Annotated in this window: 10 protein-coding genes; 4 read left to right on the forward strand and 6 right to left on the reverse strand. The window is 57.6% G+C overall.

The annotated features are described in order from the left end of the window. Window positions 1-34: 34 nt before the first annotated feature. From ACYQ15_RS15830 to ACYQ15_RS15855, 6 genes are all read right to left on the reverse strand, one after another. Window positions 35-2,386 (reverse strand): TOTE conflict system archaeo-eukaryotic primase domain-containing protein, encoded by a 2,352-nt coding sequence (locus ACYQ15_RS15830; RefSeq protein ID WP_459938468.1) that lies wholly within the window; start codon window positions 2,384-2,386, stop codon window positions 35-37. A gap of 269 nt (window positions 2,387-2,655) precedes the next feature. Next, window positions 2,656-2,841, reverse strand: a complete 186-nt coding sequence (locus ACYQ15_RS15835) for a hypothetical protein (protein WP_459938469.1) — start codon at window positions 2,839-2,841, stop codon at window positions 2,656-2,658. Window positions 2,842-2,911: 70 nt separating this feature from the next. Then, window positions 2,912-3,490 (reverse strand): hypothetical protein, encoded by a 579-nt coding sequence (locus tag ACYQ15_RS15840; RefSeq protein ID WP_459938470.1) that lies wholly within the window; start codon window positions 3,488-3,490, stop codon window positions 2,912-2,914. A gap of 86 nt (window positions 3,491-3,576) precedes the next feature. After that, window positions 3,577-4,086: a GNAT family N-acetyltransferase gene (locus ACYQ15_RS15845; protein WP_459938471.1), complete on the reverse strand. Its 510-nt coding sequence runs from the start codon at window positions 4,084-4,086 to the stop codon at window positions 3,577-3,579. Window positions 4,087-4,248: 162 nt separating this feature from the next. Continuing rightward, entirely contained in the window at window positions 4,249-5,337 is a 1,089-nt protein-coding gene (locus ACYQ15_RS15850; protein WP_459938472.1) for an ATP-binding protein, read from the reverse strand. A gap of 285 nt (window positions 5,338-5,622) precedes the next feature. Beyond that, on the reverse strand, window positions 5,623-5,778 hold the full coding sequence (locus ACYQ15_RS15855) for a hypothetical protein (protein ID WP_459938473.1): 156 nt from the start codon (window positions 5,776-5,778) through the stop codon (window positions 5,623-5,625). 272 nt (window positions 5,779-6,050) lie between these two features. Here ACYQ15_RS15855 and ACYQ15_RS15860 point away from each other — a divergent pair, with 272 nt between their 5' ends. The 4 genes from ACYQ15_RS15860 (at window position 6,051) to ACYQ15_RS15875 (ending at window position 12,052) form a co-directional block, all read left to right on the forward strand. Further along, window positions 6,051-7,076: an Lcl C-terminal domain-containing protein gene (locus ACYQ15_RS15860; RefSeq protein ID WP_459938474.1), complete on the forward strand. Its 1,026-nt coding sequence runs from the start codon at window positions 6,051-6,053 to the stop codon at window positions 7,074-7,076. Between the two features lie 84 nt (window positions 7,077-7,160). Then, window positions 7,161-7,637, forward strand: a complete 477-nt coding sequence (gene nuoE / locus ACYQ15_RS15865) for an NADH-quinone oxidoreductase subunit NuoE (protein ID WP_459938475.1) — start codon at window positions 7,161-7,163, stop codon at window positions 7,635-7,637. Then, entirely contained in the window at window positions 7,634-9,535 is a 1,902-nt protein-coding gene (nuoF, locus tag ACYQ15_RS15870) for an NADH-quinone oxidoreductase subunit NuoF (protein WP_459938476.1), read from the forward strand. The genes nuoE and nuoF overlap by 4 nt, the downstream gene beginning before the upstream one ends. A 3-nt stretch (window positions 9,536-9,538) precedes the next feature. Continuing rightward, window positions 9,539-12,052: a sulfide/dihydroorotate dehydrogenase-like FAD/NAD-binding protein gene (locus ACYQ15_RS15875; RefSeq protein ID WP_459938477.1), complete on the forward strand. Its 2,514-nt coding sequence runs from the start codon at window positions 9,539-9,541 to the stop codon at window positions 12,050-12,052. Window positions 12,053-12,472 lie beyond the last annotated feature (420 nt).

The raw sequence follows: 12,472 nt of genomic DNA on the forward strand, positions 1-12,472 counted from the left end.
GGTGTGGTGGAATGAAGGGGCATCGAATCGATTTCTACATGGAACGGACTTGGTACCCCATCGTCCGGTAGCCACGCTGACGCTTTTCCCACATGCGGGCAAGCTGGGAGTTATCCGTCTCGACATAATCGTAGATCCGCACATCTTTTTTGGCGGCATGTTCCCTGTGCAGACGTCCTGCGTATTGCTGCAAGGTTCCCTTCCAGGAGATCGGCATGGCCAGGGTCAAGGTATCGAGCGGCGGGTGGTCGAATCCTTCTCCAATCAGGCGACCGGTGGCGAAAAGAACTCTGGGGGACGATTCCGCCAGTGCATTCAATTCAGTGAGCACTTCCGTTCTATGTTTTTTTGACAAACGGCCATGCAGAACAAAACAGTGGTCCACCTCGTCCCCCATAGAGTCTCGCAACAGCTGCAGATGGTCCGTTCGTTCAGAGAGAACCAGCACTTTTCGTCCTTCCCGATAAGCGGCCAACACGTCCTCGGCAATCCGTCGATTGCGTTCGGGATCATTTGCGAGGATACGGAATATATCCTGGATAGTTGAATCCGGCGGAATCTCAGGAGTGGGCAGCATCTTCGGCCAGACCTCCAGTTGAGCAGGGGCGGTTTCAGGGCGGACGGCGTTATGGCGAATCGGTCCGCACTGCATGAAGATAATCGGCTGATGCCCGTCCCGTCGCATCGGCGTGGCAGTCAGACCGACAACGTATCTGGACTTGGCCTGCTTGAGGATCGACTCAAAGGAAAAGGCCGACAGATGATGACATTCGTCCACGATGATCTGCCCGTATTCGTCCAGGAGTAGTCCTAAATTTTTACAGCGAGACAACGACTGCATGACAGCGATGTCGATCTTGCCGGAAGGTTTCTTCCTGCCGCCGCCGATAATGCCCAGTTCGTCTTTCGGAAGCTCCAGAAAACCGGCTAATCTCGCCTCCCACTGGCGCAGCAGGTCGGTGCGATGCACCAGCACTAGCGTGCTGACCTTGCGGCGGGCGATCAGAGCGGCGGCGGTGACGGTTTTGCCGAATGCCGTAGGGGCGCAAAGTACGCCGACCTCGTGTTTGAGCATCTCCCGCACCGCCGCTTTTTGATCCTTCCGTAACGAGCCGGAAAACGTTGCACTTACCTTCCGCCCCAGCAGACGTTCGTCTTGCAGTTCAGGGCGGACGCCGTTCTCCTGCAACAAACTCATCACCTGATCGATACAGCCACGCGGCAAGCCGATATGTTGGGGGTAGTTTTCGGCGCAACCGATAACGCGGGGCTTGTTCCAAACCGGAAAGCGCATGGCCTGGGCCTTGTAGAACTCCGGATTCTGGAAAGCTGCAAGCCGGATCAGGCGATTGGCCAGCGATTGGTGCAAATCGGCCTTGGAGATGAAAATCTGGTTGGCCAGCACCAAGTGCAGAGAGTCCGGCAACGGGCCAGGTATCTTGTTGGAATCGGGCGTTGGGCGTTGCCAAGGCTTGCTGTCCTCATCCTCGGTCGCGAAAGCCACATCCATAGGATGACGACCACCGCTGGCCCGAAGCATGGCATCCTCCACATCTCTCCGCGACAAGGGGCGGATCGATGACAAAAAGACCCATTGATCTGAATAAGGTTCTTGCTGTTCGTCAACGAATACGCTGCGCCCCAAAGTCCTCGGCTGTTTTTGCAAGGGAAGCGCGATCAGGTTGCCGAAGCCGCCCTTGGGAAGTGTATCCTGGTTGGGAAACAAGCGATCATAACTGGTCAAGGACAGTTGCCGGGTGCGGTCGCAAGTGTAGCTGATCAACGCTGACCCGAGCTGCCGAGCTTCGTAGGCTGGAATCGGGCTAGCGAAGAATATCCAAGCATGCGCGCCATTGCCGGAACGGGAGATCTCCAGTGCCGCTGGAATTCCCAACTTTCGGCAAGTCTGCATGAAGGCCCCGGCATCCTCGCGCCAGCCGACCTCATCAAAATCAGCCGCCAGAAAATAACAGTTTTCGTCGGTCAACAGCGGGTAGACCCCGATGGTCTGTTTTCCGGCAAGATGATCGTAAAACACCTGATCGGTCACCGGTTGCAGCAAACGCTGATTACAGTCGCCGCATTTGACTTTGGGTTTGTGACAGACCCCAGGCTTCCACTCGTTGCCGCAGGCCGGAGAATAACCGGAAGTGCCTTTCTTGGCCGACTCCCAACGCTTTGGGTAGACATCCTCACGTCCCCTGAACAGGCGGCGGAAAAGGGAAATTTTGTCGGCAATGGTGAAGTGAGCGGCAGGGGATAGAGATTTCTGAGATGTCGTGACGGGTTCTGGGGCGGGAGGCGCTTCCCATTCAATGCCGTGCTGGGTCAGCAAAGCCTTGAGGTGGGCGTTTTCTTTGCGCAGTCGCAACAATTCATCTTCCATCTCTGCCACCGCTTGACCTGATAAAAATATCGACCAGCGACATAATCCGCATTGATGTGGCAAAGATAGGCAATTCGGTAATGACCATAGAGCAGCACACGTATTTCCCCTTCATCCACGATTCGGTAACGGTAGCTAATTTCAGAAAAAACGGTCAGATTTGGGCCTTGTCGTATATGCCGTGGACCACACAAGCCGCGGCGTTTTGGTTGCCCTGCGCGATATAGTAAAAACGTCGTGCAGCCAGTGCTCGGCCTCCTGCGTCCATTTCAGTCTTGCCATTGCCTGATCCGTCTTTGCAGATCTTCGTTGTCGATCATCCGACCGGCCCGGGCATCCTCCAGTCCCCTGGCCACCATTCGATCAAAGGCCAGTTCCTGCATGATCTTCGGATAAGTAGCGTCATCCGGCTGGATTTCCAGCACCTCGCGAACAGGTTCTTTTGCCGTGGACATGGCGTTCCTCCAGAGCACTTGTACAAAATTTCAGTTTTTTTCTCCCTGGTGATCCGTCGTATCACCGCCTTCATTTTGATGCGCACTCATTGTAATTGTGATAAAAATAGTTCAGATGTTTTATCCGCTCCTCCTTGCTTGCCACTTTCTTGATTAATTTTGCAAATATTGGGCGGTAAGCAATGTCGGCATGACTAATATGTGGAGGAACTTTTTTGGCCTCAACCGCCTCCTGGCCAATTCTCTTGTACTCCGCTTCTGGCGTAAAGAATTCCTCTCCCGTATCCTCAAACGCTTCGCGTTCATTATTAGGCATCTCGTTCCAATGTTCCACTTCTGATTGGTGAAGTTCTTCGTACGACATGCCATCCAGAAAGCACCTTTCAATCATTTCAGTTTGCCAAATTGAATAGCCCAAGTCGTCGGAAAGCCAAAATACGGCGCTTGCGATTCCTTCTTTGGCCTCAAATTCCGCCAAGTCTTGCAGTTGGTTTTCCGGAACTGGAATCTCAGCGTGGTAAAGGTAATCAGCGAGCCATTCGATATATTTGAGGTAGGTCGCCGTGTCTTGGCACACGCCGATTTCGTTTCCAAATTCGTCAAGAGGGACCGTCCAGTCAATATATGCTCTCGGGCGAGGGAGGATCATGTCTTAACCGCCTTTTAAAAAATACTTATGTATTCGACTCTTGCCATCAAGGGTGAATAGTTTCACGAATGGCGCTTTTCAATCGCCTACATCGCGGCATCAAACTCGTCCCGATACCGCACTGTGCCGCCCTCTTCAGGCAAAGCGTCGCGATCCAGCACGGCAACCATGAAGGCCTCATCCGGCACCCCCTCCCATTGGCTACGAAGCCGATATCTGGATGCCGGCTCGAAGCCGAAGCGCGGGTAGTATTCCGGGTGGCCCAGGACGATGACGAAAGGGCAGCCGGATTGGCGCAGATGGTCCAGCCCGTGTCGGACCAACCGAGACCCGATGCCCTTGCGCTGATGGGAGGGCAGCACCGCCATGGGCGCTAAGCCCATTCCCGCAACGTCCGAGCCGTCCACGGTGGCCGGGGTGAACAGGATGTGGCCGACCACATCACCGTCTTCCTCAGCGACAAAGGCAAGATACTCGTTGCAGGAACTACGGAGCTTGTCCACCAGGGCCGCTTCCGGGCCGTACTCGAAGGCGGCCAGGTTCAGGTGATGGACTGCCTCCTGATCTTGAGGGTTTTCTGGTCTGATTTTGATCATTGGGGTCCTTATTCCTGGGTGATTGCATAACGCGGATGAGTACTCCTCATTGGCCATTCACGTCACCACGCTTTCATTTCAGCCGGGACCTCTCCACGATCATTTCCGCATCATGAGCGGCAAGACGTGCGATGCGGTGAAGCGATGTCCATGAAATTTCTCTCACAACCTCATACTCATCAACTCATCGAAAGACTCGGGCGACACATATATCGCTTCATTGGCGTGGGGGAATTGGCCGTAGAACTCTGCCAGGGCATCGTCGTGACGCTGTTGTGGTTCACTGTAGGTCACCTGAATCGGAGTAATGCCATTCGTGGTGTTGACCACAAAGTCCACTTCCCCTTTGCCTTTCCAGTAGCTGATATCCGTGGTTTTGCGGCGTAGTGTCAGATAAACGAGATTTTCAAAGTCCTTGCCCAGGTCCTGCCCGACCCGGGTGCTGATTGCCCGGCGTAGTCCAGTGTCGATGGCGTAGTATTTGCGGTTGTGCCGCACCCGTTTCGCCTCGGAATAGGCAAAGTAGGAGCAGCTGAAAGTCAGGTAGGCATCTTCGCAGGCTTGCAGATAATGGCTGACGGTTTCCGGGCTCAATTGCAATGCGCCGGCAATGCGCCGCAGGCTCAACGTCGAGCCCGCTGATTCCATGACCATCTTGGCCACTGCCTGCAGTGGGCGGCTGGATCGGGCCGAAACCCGTTCGCGAATGTCTTTTTCAATGATATCCGAGAAATACTGCTGCAACAGTTTTTTCGGCTGAGGAAAACCCAATGCCGCCGGAAAGCCGCCCAAATGGATAAATTGTTCCAGTTCGGCAGCTTGGCCCCAGAGCTGAAACTCCGCAAAATCAAAGGGAAACAGTTCATGACGCAGATGGCGTCCGGTGAGAGAGCTGGCCAGTTCACCGCCCATCAATTGGCTGTTGGAGCCGGTCACTACGAAGCAGTGCCCGCTTTTCTTTTCGAGTTGGGTGTTCAGCCACTTTTGCCAGTTGGCCACATTCTGAATTTCATCAAGAAAGAATGTCAGTCGCTCACCACCGCGGGCCGTTGCCAGCTGTAAAAGCTGTTCCAGCAAGGCAGAATCCAGGTCATTCACCAGGCGCGGATCTTCGAAATTGATAAAAAACGCCTGGTCTTCCGGAATGCGTTTGGCCGTCACCAACTGGCGCAAAAGCGTGGACTTGCCGCAACGGCGTACGCCCTGGATCACCGTCACGACTTCCGGCGTCAGCACACATTGTTCAATCATGGCGCGCGGCACGGTGTCAGTGGGCCGCTGTGACCAATCTGACCAGTCATCTATTATGCGTTGCAGAATTTCGTCGTCGAGCATCGTTCTGTCCAGTCGTTTTTTTGTCCATTCTAGTGGACAAAAATATCTTTGTCCATCAAGGTGGACAAAAAAACGTCGGGTGAAAAATGTGGTGCCATACCTCCTATTATCTCTGCTTCCGCGTCCGTAACTGCTCTATACTCCAACAGCTGAGGACTGGTTTGCCTTGATTCTCCAGCCTCACAAATTTTTCGCAATGGTTCATTGCGGCTCTGGCTCTTCAGGCTTCTCATAATTGCCATCAAATTCACCCTTTGACATGTATTGCTGGTCCAGTGCAACATCCATGCACGTTCTTTCGAGGCCATGATCCACCAGGAAGCCGCCGCCGACTTCCAGGACAACTCTTCCGGCCAAGGAGCTCCAGCATATCCGGCTGGATAAGCTGATTATCATCAAGGACAGTTTCGTGGACGAGAAACTTGCCGAGTGGTACTTGGATCTGCTCCTCTGGACCCGCTCCATCACGTTAAATTGCGCCGGCAACTGCTTGGCCTTATCTATCTGCTTGAGTCTAAAATTTGGATCCCCTTAGGGGCTTGAGTGACTACAAGAGATGAAAGCGGTTCAGTATCCGTATCGGTTTTTGAATACATACGCTTGAGCCAAAAAGGACTATTGCGACAACCATGATTCTTCAGACTGGACAGACGAAGTGCTATGACGAGCGAGGCAGGGAGCTGGATTGCGGAGAAACCATCCAGGATGGGCGGTTCCGCCATGGCCTGATATGGCCGGAACCGCGGTTTCAAGTTGACGCGGACCTGGTGTTGGACCGCCTGACCGGACTGGTCTGGCCGCGCAACGCCAACCTGGGCGAGTTCCCCATGACTTGGTCCGAGGCCTTGGACTTCGTGGCGCAATTGAACCGGGAACAGGCCCTGGGGCATGATGATTGGCGGTTGCCCAACCGGCGAGAACTGCGGAGCTTGATGAGTTACCAGACGAAGAGACCATCCTTGCCGGAGGGTCATCCCTTCACGGATGTCGTATTGGGCTGGTACTGGACCTCCACTTCCGCTGCGATCAATCCTGCCTACGCGTGGTATGTGCATCTGGAAGGAGCGCGGATGTTCTATGGGCGCAAGAATCAATACTATATGTTGTGGCCGGTGCGCGGGGGCAACCCGGAAATAATGCCCCGGACAGGCCAGCGGCATTGTTACGATCCCGACGGACAAGCCATTGCCTGTGAAGGGACAGGGCACGACGGCGAATTTGGCTTTGGCGCGCACTGGCCGCAACCTCGTCTTGAAACCCGGAGCGAGGTTGTCCTGGACCGCCTGACCGGTCTGACCTGGTTGCGCCGCGCGGATTTAACCCGGGGGCCTGTCTCCTGGAAGCATTGCCTGGAGGCCGTTGAAGCGTTGCGTCTGGAGCGCTTTGCGGGGATCAGCGACTGGCGTCTTCCCAACATCAACGAGCTTGAATCCCTGGTGGACTGTTCACGGCACAACCCGGCGCTTCCGCCGGATCATCCCTTTTCGGATGTCGGAGAAGGATACTGGTCGTCCACCACCAGCTATTTCGAGACGGACTGGGCCTGGGTGCTCTATCTGCACAAAGGGGCGCTGGGTGTCGGCTTCAAGGTAAACCCCGATTTTCTGGTCTGGCCGGTGGCCGGTGATCATGTTCGGGGACCGGATAATGGTTGAGAAATACCTGTGGGACAGGTAAGAGCTTGCGAAAAGACATCAAAATGATCATGCCGCGCTCAGAGCCGGGTTGACGGAGACTGTATGACAACAATGCCGACTTCGGAAGACGACAGAATAATTCTTGCCGAAGTTCTTCAAAAATACGATCGGGGCCGCGAAAATCTCATTCCCATGCTCCAGGAAATCCAGGACCGCATGTCCTATCTGTCTCCGGAGGCCGTGGCCATGGCGGCCGCGCACCTCAACCTTTCGGAGAACGACGTCTACGGAGTGGCCACGTTTTACGCCCAGTTCCGGTTTCATCCGCCGGGACGGCACCGGATCAAGGTTTGCCAGGGCACGGCTTGCCACGTTCGCGGCGGCGGCTTGGTCCTGGACGCCATCGTGCGCAAGATCGGCATTTCGCCGGGAGAAACCAGCGAGGACAAGAATTTCAGCCTGGAGCGGGTGGCCTGTTTCGGATCCTGCGCCCTGCCTCCTGTGGTCGTGGTGGACGACAAGGTGTACGGAAAGATGACCGCCCGAAAAACGGAAAAATTGCTCGAGGATCTGGAATGAGCTTTGCCAATATCCAGGAACAGGCCCGGCAGGTCTGGGATCGCTTCAATCGTCCGCAAGGGATGCGCGTGCTCATCGGCGCGGCCACCTGCGGCCGGGCCGCCGGGGCCGTGGAAGTGGTGCGGGCTTTTCGTGAGGAGTGCGCCAAGGTTCCTGAACTGCGCGACGTGGAAATCTGCGAGGTGGGCTGCCTGGGCATGTGCCATGCCGAGCCGCTGGTGGAAATCCAGGGACCGGACGGGGCACAAATCCTGTACCAGGGCGTGCCGGCTCACATGGTCCCGGACCTGGTCCGTGGTCACCTCCTTGAAGGTCGGCCCGTGGACAAGCATGCCCTTTGCCGAATGGAAGGCAAGGCCGCCAAGAACAACGATTCCAAGAACAACGCTGAGAACGACGTTGAGAACGAGGAACTGCCCGGATTTGTCGATCTGCCCATGATCCGGCATCAGTTGCGCGTCGTGACGCGCAACTGCGGTTTCATCGATCCCACGAACATCGACCACTACATTGCCCGGGGCGGCTATTCCGGCTTTGCCCGAGCCGTGGACATGGGCTCGGACGCCGTGATCGAGGAGATCAAGCTGTCGGGCATTCGCGGCCGGGGCGGGGCAGGCTTTCCCACCGGCCTGAAGTGGAGTTTCGCCCGCAAGGCCCAAGGGGACGTGAAGTACGTGATCTGCAACGCCGACGAGGGCGATCCCGGAGCATTCATGGACCGCTCGGTGCTGGAAGGCGATCCCCATGCCGTGCTGGAGGGGCTGCTTATCGCGGGGTATGCCATTGGCGCCGGCCATGGATACGTCTACTGCCGGGCCGAGTATCCCTTGGCCCTGGAGCATTTGCGAACCGCCATCGAGCAGATGCGCGGCAAAGGATTTCTCGGCAGAAACATTCTCGGTTCCGGCTTCGACTTCGACATCACCATCAAGATGGGAGCCGGCGCCTTTGTCTGCGGCGAGGAGACCTCCCTGATGCAGAGCATCGAGGGCAAGCGGGGCATGCCGCGTTCGCGACCGCCCTTTCCAGCCATATCCGGCCTCTTCGGCAAACCCACGAACATCAACAACGTCGAAACCCTGGCCGCCGTGTCTGCGATCATGGAAAAAGGCGGCGCCTGGTATGCCGGAATCGGCACGGAAAAAAGCAAGGGCACCAAGACCTTTTCCCTGGCCGGCAAGATCACCCGCACCGGCTTGATCGAAGTGCCCATGGGCATCAGCCTGCGTACGATCATCGAGGACATCGGCGGCGGCGTGCTGGACGGCAAGGCCTTCAAGGCCGTGCAGACCGGCGGGCCTTCCGGCGGCTGCGTGCCGGCCAAACACTACGATCTGCCCGTGGACTACGAACACCTGGCCCAGGTCGGCTCGATCATGGGATCCGGAGGCATGATCGTGATCGACGAGGAATCCTGCATGGTGGATGTGGCCAAGTACTTCCTGGGCTTCACCGAAAACGAGTCCTGCGGCAAATGCGTGCCCTGTCGCATGGGCACCCAGCATCTGCTGCGCCTGCTCACGAGCATTACCGAGGGCCGTGGCAGCGCCGAAGATCTGGAAACGATCCGCGGGATCGGGGACACCATGAAAAAGGCTTCGCTCTGCGGCCTGGGCCAGACTGCTCCGAACCCGGCCCTGACCACACTGGACTCCTTCATGGACGAGTACCTGGCGCACATTCGGGATCACAAATGCCCGGCCGGGGTCTGCAAGGCTCTGATCAGCTTTTCCATTGATTCCCAGGCTTGCACCGGATGCATGGCCTGCGTCAAAGTCTGTCCGGTGGAGGCGATTTCCGGAACGAAAAAGCAGCCGCATCACATCGATCAACAGATCTGCATCCGGTGCGGTGCTTGCCGCCAATCCTGCAAGTTCGGTGCGGTGGTGGTGGAATAGCATATGAATGCAATACATTTGACCATTGACGGCCGGACTGTGGCCGTGCGGGAGGGGGCCAGCGTGCTGGACGCGGCCCGGGAGGCGGGCATCACCATCCCCACCGTTTGCGATCACAAGGACTTGAGCCCCTACGGCGCGTGCCGGATGTGCATCGTGGAGATCGAGGGCGTGCGGGGGTATCCCACGTCCTGCACCACTCCGGCGGCCGAGGGCATGCAGGTGCGCACACAGTCGCCGGAACTGGAAACGCTGCGCAAGCGGACCCTGGAATTGATGCTTTCCGGGCACCCCAACAGCTGCCTGGTCTGTGCGCATCGGGAAGCCTGCGAGTCCTTCCGACCCAAGGCGACCAAGGCCGGCCGGAGCACGCGCTGCGGATTCTGCAGCAACAGGGAGGAGTGCGATCTGCGGACCATGGCCCTGGAAGCCGGCGAGCGGGATCTGAACCTGCCGACTCTCTACGGCGCGCATAACCTTGAACGCGGCGATCCGTTCATGGACCGGGACTACAATCTGTGCATCCTTTGCGCCCGGTGCTGGCGGATCTGCGAAAAGATTCACGGCAAACCGGCCATCAGCATCATCAACCGGGGCAAGGAAGCCCGCGTGGGCACGTCGTTTCACAAGAGCCACGTCCATTCGGGGTGCACCTTCTGCGGATCGTGCATCGACATCTGCCCCACCGGGACCCTCACGGACCGCTTCGCCCGCTGGCACGGCAAGCCGGACACCAAGATCGTCTCCACCTGTCAGCTGTGCCCGGAGGGGTGCTCCATGATCGCGAAGGCGCGGTCCGGGCAACTGGTGGCTGCGACCATGACCGCCTTCCAACCTGAGGCCAGCCTGTGCGCACTGGGACGGTTCGGCTACGCCCAGCTAGTGAACGCGCCCACGCGGCTGCTGCGTCCCACGATCCGAGAAAACGGCGATGCCTTCACGGTGGACTGGACCTCGGCTCTGGATGCCGCCGCCAGCGGACTTCGCGGGCATGTCGGAAAGATCGGCATTGTGGTCAGCGCCGCCATATCCCGCGAGGAGCGGTATCTTTACGAACAGCTTGCCCGGGCGCTGGACGCCAGGTTCGCGGTTGTACCCTCCGTACCCGCCGGTCAGGAATCACCCTTGCCGGAATGGCTCGCTGAAATCGGAACCGACACGCTCACGGCGATGCTTCTCGGCGGTGATTTTCTGAAAGAGCAACAGCTCAACGCCTTGGATTTTCTTGTGGTTCTCGACGGGCTGCCGGGCCGATTCTTGGAAGTAGCCAACGTGCTGCTGCCCGTGGCCCTGCTTTCCGAAACTTCAGGCACATTTCGCAACGCTGCGGGCGAGGTCAAGCCCCTGGTCCAGGTCAGCTCCGCGCCGGGACAGGCCAGACCGGAGTGGGAAATCCTGCGCGACCTTGGGCAGCGACTGGATTCCAAGGCCATGCACTTCGATTCCCTGGAGGAAGTCAACCGCGCCATAGGCGATGAACCGGCTCCCGAACCATTTCCCGGCGCGCCGCGCCATGATGTTTTTGCCCTGCCGGCCTTCTACCGGGGACATCGTGTGGCGGACATCGTTCCTGCTCTGGAGGCTTTTGGGCTTCCAATCACGTCCGTTCCGGAGGTGGCTCCTGGCGTCGCGCCGGTGGACGGCTTCGAATTGCTGGAGAAACGGGAACTTGTCCCGAACATGCACCTGCTCCGGATCAGGGCGCCGCAGATCGCCGCCCATGCCAAGCCCGGCCAATTCGTGATCCTGATGGCCAGGGAAACTTCGGAACGCACGCCCTTCACCCTTGCCGACTGGAATGCCGACCAGGGCGAGATTACCCTGATCATCGAGGAAGTGGGCCGCTCCAGTCGGGAATTGATCTCCCTGCCCGTCGGAGCGCATTTGGCCCACGTCAGCGGGCCGCTGGGACAGCCCTTTGACATCCAAAAGAAGGGCACCGTGGTCCTGGGCGGCGGATGCTACGGCATCGGCGGCATTCTGCCTCTGGCCAGGGCATTGAAAGAGGCGGGGAACAAGGTGATCAGCGTCATCGAGGCATCCAGCTCCTATCTGCTCTTCTGGGAAGAGGAACTGCGGGCCGTGAGCGATGAGACGCGCATCGCCACCAAGGATGGCAGCAAAGGAACCCGGGGAGGGGTGCAGGAAGTCTTTGAACAGCTGTACCGCAACGAAGGGCCGGTGGACATGATCATTGCCATGGGCTGTACCTTCATGATGCGCATGACCACGGAGCTGACCAGACCCTGGAAGGTACCCACCTTCGTGGCCCTGAATCCGATCATGGTCGACGGCACCGGGATGTGTGGAGCCTGCCGGGTTTCCATTCACGAGGAGACGAAGTTCGCCTGCATTGACGGTCCGTTCTTCGACGCTCACGGCGTGGATTGGGACGAACTGGACTGCCGGCGCAGCGCCTATGCCCGGGAAGAAGTGGAAGCCTTGCCCCAGGTCGTGGACCTGAATGCGCTGCTGTTCCCCGAGGCCGCGCATCAGGGCTGCGGGTGCGGACGTTAGGATCAGGATTGAGAACACACTGGATTCAGGCCTTCGCAGGTATGACTCAATTTGAAAAGGCTTTGCAACGAGACTTCATTCCAGAGAAAGCCGGAATCCAGTGCAGGTGAATAATCGAAACTGCTCAATGAATTGTGGCAAGCATGGTCTGGATGCCCGCCTTCGCGGGCATGACGTGTGCTTTTCCTTGAAGTCATTCCCGCGAAGGCGGGCATCCAGTTCAAGGCAACAAGCAGTCTGTGCCCGACCTTTTTGAACAGTTACGAATGATCACGCTACATCTGCTGAACAGGATATCAGTTTGTAGATACTCAGCACACATTGTGTTTTACCTATGCCAATCGGGGTCGGGGTCGGTATCGGAATCGGTTTCAAAGTGTTGGGGAGCCTTCACATAGCTTCGCTTTCGATACCGATACC

The organism is Desulfonatronum parangueonense, assembly GCF_054656975.1.